Raw genomic sequence first — 15,798 nt, 5'->3', positions numbered from 1 at the left:
CTAAAGAGATTCAATCTGCCGGAGCTCACCATGTCGTTGCCAACCCCGCTGACCATCGAATCCGGCCTGCAAGCCGAACAGGACTTGCTGGCCTCGGTCTGCGCCGGCGACGCCGAATTCGGCCTGCTGTTCTGGCAACCCACCGATCGCGCGCTGGTCATGCCGCGCCGCCTCAACCGTCTCCCGCATTTCGACCACGCCTGCGAAGTTTCCGCTGCTGCTGGCTGGCCGGTGCTGTTGCGTGAAACCGGCGGTGAGCCCGTCCCGCAATCCGCTGCGACCGTCAACATTGCCTTGGTATATGCCCCGCCTCGCAGCGAAGGCGATCTGAACCGCATCGAAACCGGCTACCGCCGCCTGTGCGATCCGATCTGTCAGTTGCTGGATGAGTTGGGTGGCACCTCGTCGGTCGGGGAAATCGACGGCGCATTCTGCGACGGCCGTTTCAACGTCAATCTCGACGGTCGCAAGATGGTCGGTACCGCCCAGCGCTGGCGCCAGAGTCAGGGAGGCCAGCGTCCGGTTGGCCTGGTGCATGGTGCGATGCTGATGGATGACGAGCGCGAAGCGATGGTTGCTGCGGTCAATCGCTTCAATGAAGCCTGCGGCCTGGAGCAGCGGGTGAGGGCGCAAAGCCACATTGCCCTGTATGAGAAATTCAACGCGCCACAGGCATTGGCGCGTCTCGATGAATTGTTTCGTTTGATGCTGGCGCAGATTTACGTCTAGCGCGTGCCGAAGACCACCATGGTCTTGCCTTTCACATCGACCAGGTTGCGTTCTTCCAGATCCTTGAGCACGCGGCCGACCATCTCTCGAGAACAGCCGACGATACGACCGATCTCCTGGCGGGTGACCTTGATCTGCATGCCGTCCGGGTGAGTCATGGCGTCCGGTTGTTTGCACAACTCCAGCAGGCAGCGGGCGACTCGGCCAGTGACATCGAAAAACGCCAGGTCGCCGACTTTGCGCGTGGTGTTACGCAGGCGTTGTGCGATTTGTCCGCTGAGGGCGTAAAGAATGTCTGGATCCTGCTGCGACAGTTCGCGGAACTTGGCGTAGCTGATTTCGGCGGTTTCGCATTCAACTTTGGCACGCACCCAGGCGCTGCGTTCCTGCTCCTGACCTGCCTGCTCGAACAGACCCAGTTCGCCGAAGAAATCCCCGGCGTTCAGGTAAGCGATGATCATCTCGCGACCATCGTCGTCTTCGATGAGGATGGTGACCGAGCCTTTGATGATGAAAAACAGCGTGTCCGAGCGATCCCCGGCGCAGATGATATTGCTCTTGGCCGCATGACGCCGGCGCTGGCAATGCATCAACAGCTTGTCGATGTTCTTGATTTTGGGTGTGGGGGTAATAGCAACCATGGTTGTATCCCGAAAAGACTGCACGGTGATGTTTGAGTTTTTATGAGGCGCTGAAGGCGGTCGCTACAGGGCTGACGAATTGGCGCCAGCGAATTGGCGCCAGCTTACCAGACACTTCGTCGAAAATTCGAGAAATTACCTACAGCCAGAAAGCATCCGTCCTAGGACGTCGTTCCTGTCGGGACAAAGTGCTGTGCTAAGCTGGCGACCCTTTTTTTACAGTGGAGTCTGGGCGATGAAGGCACGCATCCAATGGGCTGGCGAAGCCATGTTCCTCGGCGAATCCGGCAGCGGTCATGTCGTGGTAATGGACGGCCCGCCAGATGCCGGTGGCCGTAACCTCGGGGTTCGCCCGATGGAAATGCTCTTGCTGGGTGTCGGCGGTTGCAGCAACTTCGACGTGGTCAGCATCCTGAAGAAGTCGCGCCAGGCTGTTGAAAGCTGTGAAGCCTTCCTTGATGCCGAGCGTGCGACTGAAGATCCCAAGGTGTTTACCAAGATCCACATGCACTTCGTGGTCAAGGGCCGGGGCCTGAAGGAAGCTCAGGTCAAGCGCGCCATCGAGCTGTCGGCCGAGAAGTATTGCTCGGCGTCGATCATGCTCGGCGCGGCTGGCGTGGCAATCACCCACGATTATGAAATCGTCGAACTCGGCTGAACCGACATTCAACTATCATAAAAGCAGTGCAGACTCTGGCGATCCCCCGCTGACGTCTGCATAATGCGCCACTTTTTTCAGGGCAGTGATCGGTCAGCCGACGGGTCATCCGCCTGAACAGATAACCAAAATCGCCATCGCGAAGAGGTGTTAACCGTCCTACGCAGGTGCGTTGTTCGCACTTGACGGGCATGCTTGATCACGCGGCCGCGCCGCATACATAGAGAGTTTTTAACGGTGAAAAGCAAACTCAAGCTCCACGGGTTCAATAACCTGACAAAGACCTTGAGCTTCAACATCTATGACATCTGCTACGCGGAAACCCCGCAAGACCAGCAGGCTTACGTTGAGTACATCAATCAAGAGTACAACGCGAAACGCCTGACGCAGATTCTCACAGAAGTTGTCGAGATCATTGGTGCCAACATCCTGAACATCGCCAGTCAGGACTATGAACCCCAGGGCGCCAGCGTCACGATTCTGATTTCGGAAGAGCCGGTAACCCCGACTGACAGCCAGATCGAAGAATCGCCGGGCCCGTTGCCCGAAATTATTCTGGCCCACCTCGACAAGAGCCACATCACGGTGCACACCTATCCGGAAATCCATCCGGACGACGGTATTGCAACGTTCCGTGTGGATATCGACGTGTCGACCTGTGGTGTCATTTCACCGCTCAAAGCGCTCAACTTCCTCATTCACCAGTTCGATTCGGACATCGTGACCGTGGATTACCGTGTGCGCGGTTTCACCCGTGACGTTGAAGGCAACAAGCACTTCATCGACCACGAGATCAACTCGATCCAGAACTACCTCTCCGAAGACACCCGCGACGCGTACCAGATGACCGACGTGAACGTGTACCAGGAAAACCTGTTCCACACCAAAATGCTGCTGAAGAACTTCGAACTGGACAACTACCTGTTCGGCGACGCCACCAGCAACCTCTCGCCCGAGCAACGTGCCCAGGTGACCGACCGTGTGAAACACGAAATGCTGGAAATCTTCTACGCGCGCAATATGCCGACCTAAGATTCCCGGAAACAAAAAAGGCGACCTCCTGGTCGCCTTTTTCATGCTTCAGACAAAACCCCCTGTGGGAGCTGGCTTGCCAGCGATAGGGCAATGTCGGGCGATACATATCTCAGATCCGATAAGTACTCTTGGTCATCACCTTGGCCAACAAGCTCATCCCGAACTTGACCGGCGCCGGAAAACGAAACCCGCCCGCATCCAGGGCACTTTCCGCATGGTGTTCTTCATCGATGCGCATCTGCTCAAGAATCGCCCGGGACTTCTCGTCCTCGGCCGGCAATTGCTCCAGATGTTCGTTCAAGTGTTTGCAGACCTGATGCTCGGTCGCCGCAACGAAACCAAGGCTAACCTTGTCGCTGATCAGTCCGGCGACCGCGCCGATACCGAACGACATGCCGTAAAACAGTGGATTCAGCACGCTGGTGTGGCTGCCCAACTGATGGATGCGCTGCTCACACCAGACCAGATGATCGATCTCTTCTTCAGCCGCGTGCTCCATGGCCGCGCGTACCTGCGGCAACTTGGCGGTCAGCGCTTGCCCCTGATACAGCGCCTGAGCGCAGACTTCGCCAGTGTGGTTGATACGCATCAGGCCGGCGACGTGGCGAGTGTCTTCATCGCTCATCTGCGTATCCGGTTGCAGAATCGCCGGCGACGGGCGGTACGGCTGACCACTGGAGGGCAACAGCGTGCGCATCGCGGCATCGGCTTGCAGCAGCAGACGGTCTATGGGCGAGTAGTGACGTTGGGTAGTCATGCTGACCTCCGGGAAGAATCTCGGCGGCCAGTTTAACCGAATCGGCCGGCGAGGGTTTGCGCTGGGTCACTTCCTGCGCGGTCAGGCTTTTTTGTGGGAGCGAGCCTGCTCGCGAAAGCGGATTATCGGATACTGAAGTGTTGAATGTATCGGCGCCTTCGCGAGCAGGCTCGCTCCCACAGTTGTTGTCGCCAATCAGCCCGGCGGCCAGTTCATCTGGCGCTGACCCAGCACGTGCATATGAATGTGATAGACAGTCTGCCCACCAAGTTCATTGCAGTTCATCACCACGCGGAAGCCCTCTTCGCAACCCAGTTCCAGCGCCAGACGCTGCGCGGTGAACAGGATGTGCCCGGCCAGCGCCTTGTCGTCTTCGGTCAGGTCGTTGAGCGTGCGCACCGGTTTTTTCGGGATTACCAGAAAGTGCACCGGAGCCTGGGGGGCGATGTCGTGGAAGGCCAGAACCTGGTCGTCCTCGTAAATGATCTTCGCCGGGATTTCCCGGTTGATGATCTTGGTGAACAGAGTATCCACTGCTGTTTCTCCGTTGAGTTGGGCTGAATCGAGTGTACCGCTTCGAAGTTGTCTTCCTAGCGGGGGCAGTAAGCTTTGTTGATCATGCCGACGATGGTGCGATTGAGCCAGCGCGAACCCAGCCGCGGCAGGAACGCCAGCCAGCGATTGCGTCGTCCCGGAATGATGATGGCGCGGTTTTTATCCAGTGCGCGTACGGCATGCAGTGCCACTTCTTCCGGACTCATCAGCGAGTGGCTGCTTTCGATCTTTTCGCTACTCATCTGTGCGGTTCGGAAGAACGGTGTGCGCGTCGGGCCGGGGCACAGCACCGAAACTTTCACGCCGCTTTGTTTGAGCTCCACGCGCAAGGCTTCGGAAAAATGCAGCACATACGCTTTGCTGGCGTAGTACGTGCTCATCCACGGGCCAGGACTGTAGGCGGCGACCGACGCGACGTTGAGAATCTGCCCGCCACCCAGCAGCGCCATGCTGTTACCCACCGCATGGCAGAGGCGGGTGAGGGCGAGGATATTGACCTCGATGAGGTCCTGCTCAGTCATCCAGTCCTGCGCGAGGAACGGCCCGCAAGTGCCGATGCCGGCGCAGTTGACCAGCAGATCGATCTGCCGGTCGCCTTCTTCCAGCTCCAGCAAAAAGCCCGACAGGCGCAACGGTTCGCCGAGATCGCAGGCACGAAACAATACTTCGACATCGAAGCGCTGGGTCAGCTCGATGGCGATACTTTCCAGCTGATCACGCTGCCGTGCCACCAGAATCAGGCTGCGGCCGCGCCGGGCCAGTGCTTCGGCCATGGCCAGGCCGATGCCGCTGGAAGCACCGGTGATCAGAGCGTAACGGGTCATGCAGTTCTCCATCGCAACAGCTCCGCGCCGGCGACGCGATTGTCGCGGCAGGGAGCGCTGTTCATTCTTGCGCAGAGTCTACAGGGGCCTGCGCCGGTTCGGCTGCCTCGTCGGCGGAAATCACTGGCGGTTCGACGACCTCAACTTCGTCGGTGGTCACCGCGCCGCTGTCATAGCTGCTCTCCAGATTGCTTTCATATTCTTCCTGCACAGCCGAGAAGCCGCCAAGAAGGCCTCCGGCAAAAATCAGTGCGAAGAATACGATCCATAACGAGCACAGCACTTTGACGGCCGTGCTGTTCGGCGGTGGTGGCGGGCCATAGCGGTTGGCGCCGGCATTGCCGGGTACGACCATCATCACCAGCGGGAAAAAACTGCCGACGAACGGCACCAGATTCAACAACCACAGCCAGCCCGACCAGCCGATATCGTGCAGGCGCTGAACGCTGAACAGAATGCTGACGATCATGAAGCCGAGGAACAGGAAGACCGCCAGAATGCCGCCGAGGATCAGGCCTGTGGTTGAATCGCCACTGACCAGACCCAAGGCAATCAAGGCAAACACACCGACGATGGGCAGGGTCACCAGGCTCAGGACCATGGTCCAGGCGAGAAAGCGCAGGCGACCGATCCGGCCTTCGACGCTGAATGGCTTGAGCGTGGCGAATGGCGGCAGAGCTTCACCGACATTGGCGCGCGGTGGGGCGTAAGGCGAGTCCGGTTCCGCCACCGCTGCAGGGTTATCGTGGACATCCGCCAGATTCAGCTCGATGGCGGTTTCCGCTTCGATCCGCGCATCGATCCCGGTTTTGTTCAATGCCTGCAGATACGTCTGGGCATCGCTGTGGGACAGATCACGTTTGAGGGCGATGGTGCGGCCATTGAACAGGCGCTCGATGGCGGCCACATCGCTTTTGAACAGATCCGCCAGATTCAGTTTGGCGGTGGTGAGGTCGACGCCGGGCTGCAGCGCGCCGTCGAAGACGATCTTGTAACGGGTGTCGCTCATGGCCGAGGCATCCTTGTCGCGATTGGGTTTGCAGTAGTCAGTTCAAGGCCAGTCTGACAGCGACTGGCCGGGGGTATTGCTCAGCGCGGCCAGCGTTCCGGCAGCTGTGCGGCGCGCGCCTGAGCCTGACGATATTCTGCGTCGAGCCGCGCAATCAACTGATCCACGCTTGGCAGGTCACCAATCTGGCCAACACCCTGGCCCGCCGACCACACGGTCTTCCAGGCTTTGGCTTCATCGTTGATCGGCTTTAGCTTGTCGCCGAAGTTCACCTCGCCCTTACCTTGCAGTGCCGCCATGTCGAAACCGGCCGCCTCCAGGCTCTGGCGCATGAAACTGGCCGGCACTCCCGACACTGCTGGAGTATGAATGATGTCGGCAGCCTTGGCTGTCAGCAGCATGTCTTTGTAGGCGTCAGGCGCGTGACTTTCTGTGGTGCCGATAAATCGCGTACCGAAGTAGGCCAAATCCGCGCCGAGCAGTTGCGCGGCGAGAATCTCATGGCCGTGGTTCAGACATCCTGCAAGCAAGAGTGTCTTGTCGAAGAACTCACGGATCTCGGCAATCAGCGCAAACGGGCTCCAGGTACCAGCATGCCCGCCGGCACCGGCCGCGACGGCAATGAGCCCGTCGACACCGGCTTCAGCGGCTTTCTCGGCATGGCGCCGCGTGGTCACGTCGTGAAACACCAGACCGCCATAGCTGTGCACCGCGTCGACCAGTTCCTTCACCGCGCCGAGGCTGGTGATAACGATCGGCACCTTGTGCTCGACGCAAATGTCCAGATCCGCCTGAAGGCGCGGGTTGCTGTGGTGAACAATCAGGTTCACCGCATAAGGGGCCGGATTATCCAGCGTCGCCAGGCCCGCTTCGATCTGTTCCAGCCAAGCCTTGAACCCACTGCTTTCGCGTTGGTTCAGCGCCGGAAAGCTGCCGACCACACCATTGCGGCAGCAGGCGAGCACCAGTTCCGGATTGGAGATCAGGAACATCGGTGCCGCCACCACGGGCAGACGCAGACGTTGTTCGAGCAAAGCGGGCAGCGACATTGTGAACACCCCGAAGATTTTTATTGATTGAAGTTAGAACGGCTTGACCACGACCAGAATTACGATAGCCAGCAATATCAGAACCGGCACTTCATTGAACCAGCGATAAAAGACATGGCTGCGGGTGTTTTCGCCACGGGCAAAGCGTTTGACCTGCGCGCCGCACATGTGGTGGTAGCCGATCAGCAATACGACCAGGGTCAGTTTGGCGTGGATCCAGCCGCCCTGGCTGAAAAGGCTAGGGTTGAGGTAGATCAGCCAGCCACCGAAGATCAGCGTGGCGATCATCGCCGGGCCCATGATGCCGCGATACAGCTTGCGCTCCATGACGCTGAAGCGTTCCTGGCTGATCGTGTCTGCGCTTTGCGCGTGGTAAACGAACAGGCGCGGCAAGTAGAACAGTCCGGCAAACCAGCAGACGACGCTGACAATGTGAAACGCTTTGAGCCATAGATAGAGCATTTTTGGGTATTCCCTCATTCACGGTAGCCAGATAGTAGAGGCTTGAGCGTCCGCGCGTCACCTTGGCGGTTGTCGCAGGCGCGCGCGGCCCCTATTATCGACGGCTTTCCAGTGGGTTCGTTGAGGGCAGGTTTATGGTCAAGGTCGGTATCGTCGGCGGCACGGGTTACACCGGTGTCGAACTGCTGCGTCTGTTGGCACAGCATCCGCAGGCAGAAGTGGTCGTCATCACTTCCCGATCCGAGGCCGGTCTGGCCGTGGCTGACATGTACCCGAACCTGCGCGGTCACTATGACGGGCTGGCCTTCAGCGTGCCGGACGTGAAAACCCTTGGCGCCTGCGATGTGGTGTTTTTCGCCACGCCGCACGGTGTGGCTCACGCCTTGGCAGGCGAACTGCTGGCGGCGGGCACCAAGGTCATCGACCTGTCCGCCGACTTCCGTCTGCAAGACGCTGATGAATGGGCCAAGTGGTACGGCCAGCCGCACGGCGCGCCAGATCTGCTGGACGAAGCTGTTTACGGGTTGCCGGAAGTCAATCGCGAGCAGATCAAGAAAGCGCGCCTGATTGCGGTACCAGGTTGCTATCCGACCGCAACGCAATTGGGTTTCCTGCCATTGCTGGAAGCAGGTCTGGCTGACGCATCGCGTTTGATCGCCGACTGCAAATCCGGTGTCAGTGGTGCCGGGCGTGGCGCGGCTGTAGGTTCTTTGTACTCCGAGACGTCGGAAAGCATGAAGGCCTACGCGGTAAAAGGTCATCGCCACCTGCCGGAAATTCGCCAGGGCCTGCGTCGCGCGGCGGGCAAGGATGTCGGCCTGACCTTCGTACCGCACCTGACGCCGATGATTCGCGGTATTCACTCCACGCTCTATGCGACTGTGGTCGATCGCTCGGTGGATCTGCAGGCGCTGTTCGAAAAGCGCTACGCCAACGAACCGTTCGTCGATGTAATGCCAGCCGGCAGCCATCCGGAAACCCGTAGCGTGCGCGGCGCCAACGTGTGCCGCATCGCCGTGCATCGTCCACAGGATGGCGATCTGGTGGTGGTACTCTCGGTGATTGACAACCTGGTCAAGGGCGCGTCGGGCCAGGCGGTGCAGAACATGAACATTCTGTTCGGACTGGATGAGCGCTTCGGTCTGTCCCACGCCGGTATGCTTCCTTAACGGCCGTCACAGGTCAGGCGCCGCAAGCTTGAAGCTCACCGCTTGAAGCTTGCAGCTGCCTTTCTAATAGTTGACCAATTTTCTAGGACAAGCGGATAATGCGCGTCATCACGCATTATGGCGGCGTAACGCCGGGAGATAGTCAGCATGAGCGTCGAATCCTTCACCCCCACGGCTTTGCAATTCACCCAAGGTGCTGCGCACAAGGTGAAGAGCCTGGTCGATGAAGAGGGGAATGATCGCTTGAAGCTGCGCGTATTTGTTACGGGCGGCGGTTGTTCAGGGTTTCAATACGGTTTCACCTTCGATGAAGATGTTGCCGAGGACGACACCATTGTCGAGCGCGAAGGCGTGAGTCTGGTGGTTGATCCGATGAGTTTCCAGTACCTGGCCGGTGCGGAGGTGGACTACCAGGAAGGTCTGGAAGGTTCGCGCTTCGTGATCAAGAACCCGAACGCGACAACGACTTGTGGTTGCGGGTCGTCGTTCTCGATCTGATCGCGCTTTACAGCACACAACAAAACGCCGCAGAGCCTTTCGGTTCTGCGGCGTTTTTGTTTCTGAAGGTTATGCCGGGTAGATGGCGCCGAGGACGCGCAGGCCGCGAGCGCCGGTGACGCTTGGCCGATTGGCGGCGATGCCTTCCAGGCAGCAATGGGCGAGCCAGGCGAAGGCCATGGCTTCCACCCAATCTGGATCAACCCCGTGAGTTGCGGTGCTGGCCACTTGGGTATTTGGCAGCAGGTCCGCCAGACGTTTCATCAGCGTGGCGTTGTGCGCGCCGCCGCCACAGACCAGCAGTTCCTGAGTGCCCGATTGAGCGCTTTGTAGCGACTCGACGATGGTCTGCGCAGTCAGTTCCAGCAGCGTGGCCTGAACGTCTTCGGCTGCGAAGGTTGGCAGGTTCGAAAGATGCTGTTCCAGCCATGGCAGATTGAAGACTTCCCGGCCCGTACTTTTCGGGCCTTTGGTCACGAAGAACGGGTCGCTTAGCAGTGCCTTGAGCAGGGTTGGTTCAACCTTGCCGGTCGCAGCCCATTTGCCGTCCCGGTCATAGTTCTCGCCCCGTTGCCGGCTAATCCAGGCGTCCATCAGAACATTTCCCGGCCCGCAGTCGAAACCGGCTACAGGTTTGTTCGGCTCAATCAGGCTGAGATTGCTGAATCCACCGACATTCAAGACTGCCTGGTTACCGCTACGCTCTTCAAACAACGCTTCATGAAAGGCTGGCACCAGAGGCGCACCTTGGCCACCCGCTGCGACATCGCGACTGCGGAAATCGCTGACGACGGTAATACCGGTCAACTCAGTCAGCAGGGCTGGATTACCGATCTGCACGGTAAACCCGCGCGCCGGCTCATGGCGAATGGTCTGACCGTGGCTGCCGATAGCGCGGATTGCTTCGGGCTTGAGTTGTTGCTGCGCGAGGAGGGTGTGAATGCCCAACGCGGCAAGTTCGACCCAGTGTTGCTGGGCAATCGCCGAGCGGGCGATCTCGTCGGGGCCGCTGGCGCACAAGCCAAGCAGCTCGGCGCGCAGGGAGTCAGGCATTGGCAGGTAGTGGGTGGCGATCAGTTTGATCGCCGAGGTCTGCTCGATCAGGGCGATGTCCAGCCCGTCGAGACTGGTTCCGGACATCACACCGATATACAGGGCCATGGCTTAGCGCTTGCTCGAAGCCAGCATGGTGGCCTTCTCTTGATCCATGCGCGCCATCAGTGGCTGGCTCTGCGCGAGGAAGCGCGCGCGTTCGGACTTGGCGATCGGATCGGCCATTGGCAGCTTCTGGCCCAGCGGATCGACGTGAACGCCGTTGACCTGGAACTCATAGTGCAAATGCGGGCCGGTGGACAGTCCGGTGGTGCCGATATAGCCAATGACTTGACCTTGCTTGACGCTGCCACCGGTTTTCACGCCTTTGGCAAAGCCTTGCATATGGCCATAGAGCGTACGGTAAGTGTTGCCGTGCTGAATGATCACAGTGTTGCCATAGCCACCACGACGACCGGCCAGCAACACTTTGCCGTCACCGGCAGCCTTGATTGGCGTACCCCGTGGCGCTGCGTAATCGACACCTTTGTGGGCGCGGATCTTGTTGAGGATCGGGTGCTTGCGGCCCATGGAAAACTTCGAGCTGATGCGGGCGAAGTCAACAGGGGTGCGGATGAAGGCCTTGCGCATGCTGTTGCCATCGGCAGTGTAATAGCTGCTGTTGCCTTGTTTGTTGGTGTAGCGAACGGCGGTGTAAGTCTTGCCGCGGTTGGTGAAGCGCGCCGACAGGATCGGGCCGGTGCCGACGGCCATGCCGTTGATGACTTTCTGCTCGTAGATCACATCGAATTCATCGCCCTGACGAATGTCCTGCGCGAAGTCGATGTCGTAGCCAAAGACACTGGCCATGTCCATGGTCAGGCTGTGAGAAAGACCGGCGCGGGCTGCGGACTGCGACAGTGAGCTGTTGATGACACCGTGGACGTAGGCAGTGCGAACAGTTGGCTTGGCAGTCACTCGGTTGAACGAATAACCCTTGTCATTCTTGGTCAGGGTGATGGTTTCAACGTCGCTGACCTTGCTGTGCAGGCTGGTCAACTGGCCTTCCGGACTCAGTTCGAACTCGAGTTTCTGGCCGCGCTTGAGCTGGCTGAACTGTTTGGCTTGCTTGTCGCTTGCCAGTACTTCGTGCACGGAGGCTGCAGGCAGACCGACTTTTTCAAACAGGGTAGACAGTGTATCGCCTTTGGAAACCACGACTTCACGGTGCCCAGGCTCTTTCGGTTTCTCAGCAGGCGCCACAGGTGCTGGCGCGGTTTCAGCGGTTTGTGCGGTGTTTTCGTCGCTGTTTTCGATTTGTGCGAACGGCGAAGCTGCGGGCTCGTTTGTGGCTTGAGCCGCATCAGCAGCGTCTTGATCTTGTGTCAGTTGTTCAGCAGGACTTTCCAGTTCAAGACTCAGAGTCGTCTTTTTGGCTTCAACATCGCTGGAGGGAAATACCAGCAGCGCCAGGCTGAGAAGGGCGGCGATTCCACTTGCGGCGAGCAGGTGGGTCTTCGGGTAAAGCGGGGGCGCTTTAGACGGTTCTGTGGTCATAGGTAATTTTTGACTTTGAAATAGATGAATTGGAAAAGATGAATGACATGATGAAGATGAAATAACTGTATAAAATATAACCAAATCATCGCTGAAGCAAGTCTACAGACCTCGGGTCTGTGGATTGGTGTCCGTGCGCCGGGCAAAACTTGTAATTGGTGCGCGTTCTTGTATGGTTGGTTCCCTTTGAATCTGAGCCTTGCGGGTCTGTTATGAAGTCGGTTGAAGAGCAGCTAGCGCTGATTAAACGTGGTGCGGAAGAACTGTTGGTCGAGTCCGAGCTGGTCGAGAAGCTCAAGCGCGGCCAACCGCTGCGTATCAAGGCTGGTTTCGATCCAACCGCTCCGGATCTGCATCTGGGTCATACGGTGCTTATTAATAAGCTGCGCCAGTTCCAGGAGCTGGGGCACCAGGTCATCTTCCTTATAGGTGACTTCACCGGGATGATCGGTGATCCGAGTGGCAAAAGCGCAACGCGTCCACCGCTGACGCGTGAACAGGTTCTGGAAAATGCTGAGACTTACAAGACTCAGGTTTTCAAAATCCTTGATCCGGCGAAAACCGAAGTTGCCTTCAACTCCACCTGGATGGACAAGATGGGGCCGGCGGATTTCATTCGCCTGACTTCGCAATACACGGTCGCTCGCATGCTTGAGCGCGATGACTTCGACAAGCGCTACACCACCAACCAGCCAATCGCTATTCACGAATTCCTCTATCCGCTGGTTCAGGGTTATGACTCGGTCGCGCTGCGCGCCGATGTCGAGCTGGGCGGTACCGATCAGAAATTCAACCTGCTGATGGGGCGTGAGTTGCAGCGTGGGTATGGTCAGGAGGCACAGTGCATTCTGACGATGCCATTGCTGGAAGGTCTGGATGGCGTGAAGAAGATGTCCAAGTCGCTGGGCAACTATGTCGGTATCCAGGAAGCACCAGGCGTCATGTACAGCAAGCTGGTTTCCATCCCGGATGCGCTGATGTGGCGTTACTTCGAGTTGCTCAGCTTTCGCTCAATGGACGAGATCAACGCCTTCCGGGCTGACGTCGAAGCTGGAGCGAATCCACGCGACATCAAAATCAAGCTGGCTGAAGAGATCGTTGCGCGCTTCCATGGTGAAGAGGCTGCGGCGAATGCTCACCGAGGCGCCGGCAACCGTATGAAGGATGGCGAGCTTCCAGATGACTTGCCTGAGATCGAGCTGTCTTCGGTTGAGGATATGCCGATCGCTGCCGTCCTTAATAAGGCAGGCCTGGTGAAGAACTCGGCGGCGGCGCGTGATCTGTTGGCGGCGGGCGGAGTCCGGGTCGATGGTGAAGTGGTTGATCGCTCCTTTATATATGTACTGGGCACGACTCACGTTTGTCAGGCCGGCAAGAAGGCTTTTGCACGTATTACGCTGAAATCTGAATAAAGTTGGAATTGGGGGTTGACGGCGAATTTTAGAAGTCTATAATTCGCCCCACTTCCGGCGCAGTCGAAACGGAAAACTCCTTGAGATTCAAAGAGTTATGCGGTTTTCGACAGCGGCTTGCTTCAGGTCATCGAAGCCTGGAAGGAGTTGAAAGGGCAGTGATGTGTAGTTCTTTTAACGGTTCGATCTTTTCGGTCGAAAGCGGAAAAAAGAGGTGTTGACAGCAGCGATTAACGCTGTAGAATTCGCCTCCCGCTAACGAGAGATCGGAAGCGCAAGTGGTTGAAGTTGTTGAAGAATTCTTCGAAAACTTCTGAAAATAATCACTTGACAGCAAATGAGGCTGCTGTAGAATGCGCGCCTCGGTTGAGACGAAAGATCTTAACCAACCGCTCTTTAACAACTGAATCAAGCAATTCGTGTGGGTGCTTGTGCAGTCAGACTGATAGTCAACAAGATTATCAGCATCACAAGTTACTCCGCGAGAAATCAAAGATGTAACCAACGATTGCTGAGCCAAGTTTAGGGTTTCTTAAAAACCCAAAGATGTTTGAACTGAAGAGTTTGATCATGGCTCAGATTGAACGCTGGCGGCAGGCCTAACACATGCAAGTCGAGCGGATGAGAGGAGCTTGCTCCTGGATTCAGCGGCGGACGGGTGAGTAATGCCTAGGAATCTGCCTGGTAGTGGGGGACAACGTTTCGAAAGGAACGCTAATACCGCATACGTCCTACGGGAGAAAGCAGGGGACCTTCGGGCCTTGCGCTATCAGATGAGCCTAGGTCGGATTAGCTAGTTGGTGAGGTAATGGCTCACCAAGGCGACGATCCGTAACTGGTCTGAGAGGATGATCAGTCACACTGGAACTGAGACACGGTCCAGACTCCTACGGGAGGCAGCAGTGGGGAATATTGGACAATGGGCGAAAGCCTGATCCAGCCATGCCGCGTGTGTGAAGAAGGTCTTCGGATTGTAAAGCACTTTAAGTTGGGAGGAAGGGTTGTAGATTAATACTCTGCAATTTTGACGTTACCGACAGAATAAGCACCGGCTAACTCTGTGCCAGCAGCCGCGGTAATACAGAGGGTGCAAGCGTTAATCGGAATTACTGGGCGTAAAGCGCGCGTAGGTGGTTTGTTAAGTTGGATGTGAAATCCCCGGGCTCAACCTGGGAACTGCATCCAAAACTGGCAAGCTAGAGTATGGTAGAGGGTGGTGGAATTTCCTGTGTAGCGGGAAATGCGTAGATATAGGAAGGAACACCAGTGGCGAAGGCGACCACCTGGACTGATACTGACACTGAGGTGCGAAAGCGTGGGGAGCAAACAGGATTAGATACCCTGGTAGTCCACGCCGTAAACGATGTCAACTAGCCGTTGGGAGCCTTGAGCTCTTAGTGGCGCAGCTAACGCATTAAGTTGACCGCCTGGGGAGTACGGCCGCAAGGTTAAAACTCAAATGAATTGACGGGGGCCCGCACAAGCGGTGGAGCATGTGGTTTAATTCGAAGCAACGCGAAGAACCTTACCAGGCCTTGACATCCAATGAACTTTCCAGAGATGGATTGGTGCCTTCGGGAACATTGAGACAGGTGCTGCATGGCTGTCGTCAGCTCGTGTCGTGAGATGTTGGGTTAAGTCCCGTAACGAGCGCAACCCTTGTCCTTAGTTACCAGCACGTAATGGTGGGCACTCTAAGGAGACTGCCGGTGACAAACCGGAGGAAGGTGGGGATGACGTCAAGTCATCATGGCCCTTACGGCCTGGGCTACACACGTGCTACAATGGTCGGTACAAAGGGTTGCCAAGCCGCGAGGTGGAGCTAATCCCATAAAACCGATCGTAGTCCGGATCGCAGTCTGCAACTCGACTGCGTGAAGTCGGAATCGCTAGTAATCGCGAATCAGAATGTCGCGGTGAATACGTTCCCGGGCCTTGTACACACCGCCCGTCACACCATGGGAGTGGGTTGCACCAGAAGTAGCTAGTCTAACCTTCGGGGGGACGGTTACCACGGTGTGATTCATGACTGGGTGAAGTCGTAACAAGGTAGCCGTAGGGGAACCTGCGGCTGGATCACCTCCTTAATCGACGACATCAGCTGCTGCATGAGCTCCCACAAATTGCTTGATTCATTGAAGAAGACGATAGAAGCAGCCCGAAATTGGGTCTGTAGCTCAGTTGGTTAGAGCGCACCCCTGATAAGGGTGAGGTCGGCAGTTCGAATCTGCCCAGACCCACCAATTTTGTGTGGGAAACGCCTGTAGAAATACGGGGCCATAGCTCAGCTGGGAGAGCGCCTGCCTTGCACGCAGGAGGTCAGCGGTTCGATCCCGCTTGGCTCCACCACTACTGCTTCTGAAGTTTGAAAGCTTAGAAATGAGCATTCCACCGGTTTGGTGATGAATGTT

Annotated in this window: 15 protein-coding genes, 2 tRNA genes and 1 rRNA gene; 9 read left to right on the top strand and 9 right to left on the bottom strand. The window is 57.4% G+C overall.

The annotated features are described in order from the left end of the window. Positions 1 to 30 precede the first annotated feature (30 nt). Complete coding sequence (locus tag PSH90_RS23965) at positions 31 to 729, top strand: lipoate--protein ligase family protein (protein ID WP_252868379.1); 699 nt, start codon at positions 31 to 33, stop codon at positions 727 to 729. Here PSH90_RS23965 and crp read toward each other — a convergent pair. Continuing rightward, positions 726 to 1,370: a cAMP-activated global transcriptional regulator CRP gene (gene crp / locus PSH90_RS23960; protein ID WP_041476679.1), complete on the bottom strand. Its 645-nt coding sequence runs from the start codon at positions 1,368 to 1,370 to the stop codon at positions 726 to 728. The genes PSH90_RS23965 and crp overlap by 4 nt on opposite strands. A 235-nt stretch (positions 1,371 to 1,605) precedes the next feature. Between crp and PSH90_RS23955 the strand changes: the two genes are divergently transcribed. Both PSH90_RS23955 and speD read left to right on the top strand, forming a co-directional pair. Continuing rightward, a complete protein-coding gene (locus PSH90_RS23955) occupies positions 1,606 to 2,028 on the top strand; it encodes an OsmC family protein (protein WP_016772921.1) in 423 nt (140 codons plus the stop codon). Between the two features lie 237 nt (positions 2,029 to 2,265). Further along, entirely contained in the window at positions 2,266 to 3,060 is a 795-nt protein-coding gene (speD, locus tag PSH90_RS23950) for an adenosylmethionine decarboxylase (RefSeq protein WP_024014530.1), read from the top strand. Positions 3,061 to 3,172: 112 nt separating this feature from the next. Here the strand turns inward: speD and coq7 are convergent, their stop codons facing one another. The 6 genes from coq7 to hemJ form a co-directional block, all read right to left on the bottom strand. Further along, entirely contained in the window at positions 3,173 to 3,820 is a 648-nt protein-coding gene (gene coq7, locus PSH90_RS23945) for a 2-polyprenyl-3-methyl-6-methoxy-1,4-benzoquinone monooxygenase (RefSeq protein ID WP_252886882.1), read from the bottom strand. A 195-nt stretch (positions 3,821 to 4,015) separates the two neighbouring features. Beyond that, complete coding sequence (locus tag PSH90_RS23940) at positions 4,016 to 4,354, bottom strand: histidine triad nucleotide-binding protein (RefSeq protein ID WP_017128660.1); 339 nt, start codon at positions 4,352 to 4,354, stop codon at positions 4,016 to 4,018. A gap of 56 nt (positions 4,355 to 4,410) precedes the next feature. Continuing rightward, the gene (locus PSH90_RS23935) at positions 4,411 to 5,199 is read right to left on the bottom strand and encodes an SDR family oxidoreductase (protein WP_041476677.1); all 789 of its coding nucleotides are present in this window, start codon (positions 5,197 to 5,199) and stop codon (positions 4,411 to 4,413) included. Between the two features lie 61 nt (positions 5,200 to 5,260). Further along, positions 5,261 to 6,208, bottom strand: coding sequence for a DUF805 domain-containing protein (locus PSH90_RS23930; RefSeq protein WP_252886881.1), 948 nt, complete (start codon positions 6,206 to 6,208; stop codon positions 5,261 to 5,263). 80 nt (positions 6,209 to 6,288) lie between these two features. Beyond that, complete coding sequence (locus PSH90_RS23925) at positions 6,289 to 7,257, bottom strand: nitronate monooxygenase family protein (RefSeq protein ID WP_056786714.1); 969 nt, start codon at positions 7,255 to 7,257, stop codon at positions 6,289 to 6,291. A gap of 33 nt (positions 7,258 to 7,290) precedes the next feature. Then, complete coding sequence (hemJ, locus tag PSH90_RS23920) at positions 7,291 to 7,719, bottom strand: protoporphyrinogen oxidase HemJ (RefSeq protein WP_039757756.1); 429 nt, start codon at positions 7,717 to 7,719, stop codon at positions 7,291 to 7,293. Positions 7,720 to 7,853: 134 nt separating this feature from the next. Between hemJ and argC the strand changes: the two genes are divergently transcribed. Beyond that, positions 7,854 to 8,888 (top strand): N-acetyl-gamma-glutamyl-phosphate reductase, encoded by a 1,035-nt coding sequence (gene argC / locus PSH90_RS23915; RefSeq protein ID WP_041476674.1) that lies wholly within the window; start codon positions 7,854 to 7,856, stop codon positions 8,886 to 8,888. Between the two features lie 147 nt (positions 8,889 to 9,035). Then, the gene (erpA, locus tag PSH90_RS23910; protein ID WP_003228776.1) at positions 9,036 to 9,386 is read left to right on the top strand and encodes an iron-sulfur cluster insertion protein ErpA; all 351 of its coding nucleotides are present in this window, start codon (positions 9,036 to 9,038) and stop codon (positions 9,384 to 9,386) included. A 69-nt stretch (positions 9,387 to 9,455) separates the two neighbouring features. Here erpA and PSH90_RS23905 read toward each other — a convergent pair whose 3' ends face one another. After that, positions 9,456 to 10,547, bottom strand: a complete 1,092-nt coding sequence (locus tag PSH90_RS23905) for an anhydro-N-acetylmuramic acid kinase (RefSeq protein ID WP_305381630.1) — start codon at positions 10,545 to 10,547, stop codon at positions 9,456 to 9,458. Between the two features lie 3 nt (positions 10,548 to 10,550). Next, complete coding sequence (locus tag PSH90_RS23900; protein WP_305381628.1) at positions 10,551 to 11,975, bottom strand: peptidoglycan DD-metalloendopeptidase family protein; 1,425 nt, start codon at positions 11,973 to 11,975, stop codon at positions 10,551 to 10,553. 212 nt (positions 11,976 to 12,187) lie between these two features. On the opposite strand from PSH90_RS23900, the gene tyrS reads away from it, so the two are divergent. From tyrS to PSH90_RS23880, 4 genes are all read left to right on the top strand, one after another. Continuing rightward, a complete protein-coding gene (gene tyrS / locus PSH90_RS23895; RefSeq protein ID WP_016772931.1) occupies positions 12,188 to 13,387 on the top strand; it encodes a tyrosine--tRNA ligase in 1,200 nt (399 codons plus the stop codon). A gap of 552 nt (positions 13,388 to 13,939) precedes the next feature. Continuing rightward, a 16S ribosomal RNA gene (locus PSH90_RS23890) occupies positions 13,940 to 15,474 on the top strand. Between the two features lie 79 nt (positions 15,475 to 15,553). Continuing rightward, a tRNA-Ile gene (locus tag PSH90_RS23885) sits at positions 15,554 to 15,630 on the top strand. A gap of 30 nt (positions 15,631 to 15,660) precedes the next feature. Beyond that, positions 15,661 to 15,736: transfer RNA gene (locus tag PSH90_RS23880), tRNA-Ala, on the top strand. Positions 15,737 to 15,798 lie beyond the last annotated feature (62 nt).

This window comes from Pseudomonas sp. FP1762, from assembly GCF_030687105.1.
Taxonomy (GTDB): domain Bacteria; phylum Pseudomonadota; class Gammaproteobacteria; order Pseudomonadales; family Pseudomonadaceae; genus Aquipseudomonas; species Aquipseudomonas siliginis.
This window is presented reverse-complemented; position numbering and strand designations above follow the sequence as displayed.

What these genes read in the sequence shown, in the direction of transcription:
- PSH90_RS23965 (WP_252868379.1), top strand. Translation starts at nt 31, where the DNA reads ATGTCGTTGCCAACCCCGCTGACCATCGAATCCGGCCTGCAAGCCGAA.
- crp (WP_041476679.1), bottom strand. Translation starts at nt 1,370, where the DNA reads ATGGTTGCTATTACCCCCACACCCAAAATCAAGAACATCGACAAGCTG.
- PSH90_RS23955 (WP_016772921.1), top strand. Translation starts at nt 1,606, where the DNA reads ATGAAGGCACGCATCCAATGGGCTGGCGAAGCCATGTTCCTCGGCGAA.
- coq7 (WP_252886882.1), bottom strand. Translation starts at nt 3,820, where the DNA reads ATGACTACCCAACGTCACTACTCGCCCATAGACCGTCTGCTGCTGCAA.
- PSH90_RS23935 (WP_041476677.1), bottom strand. Translation starts at nt 5,199, where the DNA reads ATGACCCGTTACGCTCTGATCACCGGTGCTTCCAGCGGCATCGGCCTG.
- PSH90_RS23930 (WP_252886881.1), bottom strand. Translation starts at nt 6,208, where the DNA reads ATGAGCGACACCCGTTACAAGATCGTCTTCGACGGCGCGCTGCAGCCC.
- PSH90_RS23925 (WP_056786714.1), bottom strand. Translation starts at nt 7,257, where the DNA reads ATGTCGCTGCCCGCTTTGCTCGAACAACGTCTGCGTCTGCCCGTGGTG.
- hemJ (WP_039757756.1), bottom strand. Translation starts at nt 7,719, where the DNA reads ATGCTCTATCTATGGCTCAAAGCGTTTCACATTGTCAGCGTCGTCTGC.
- argC (WP_041476674.1), top strand. Translation starts at nt 7,854, where the DNA reads ATGGTCAAGGTCGGTATCGTCGGCGGCACGGGTTACACCGGTGTCGAA.
- erpA (WP_003228776.1), top strand. Translation starts at nt 9,036, where the DNA reads ATGAGCGTCGAATCCTTCACCCCCACGGCTTTGCAATTCACCCAAGGT.
- PSH90_RS23905 (WP_305381630.1), bottom strand. Translation starts at nt 10,547, where the DNA reads ATGGCCCTGTATATCGGTGTGATGTCCGGAACCAGTCTCGACGGGCTG.
- PSH90_RS23900 (WP_305381628.1), bottom strand. Translation starts at nt 11,975, where the DNA reads ATGACCACAGAACCGTCTAAAGCGCCCCCGCTTTACCCGAAGACCCAC.
- tyrS (WP_016772931.1), top strand. Translation starts at nt 12,188, where the DNA reads ATGAAGTCGGTTGAAGAGCAGCTAGCGCTGATTAAACGTGGTGCGGAA.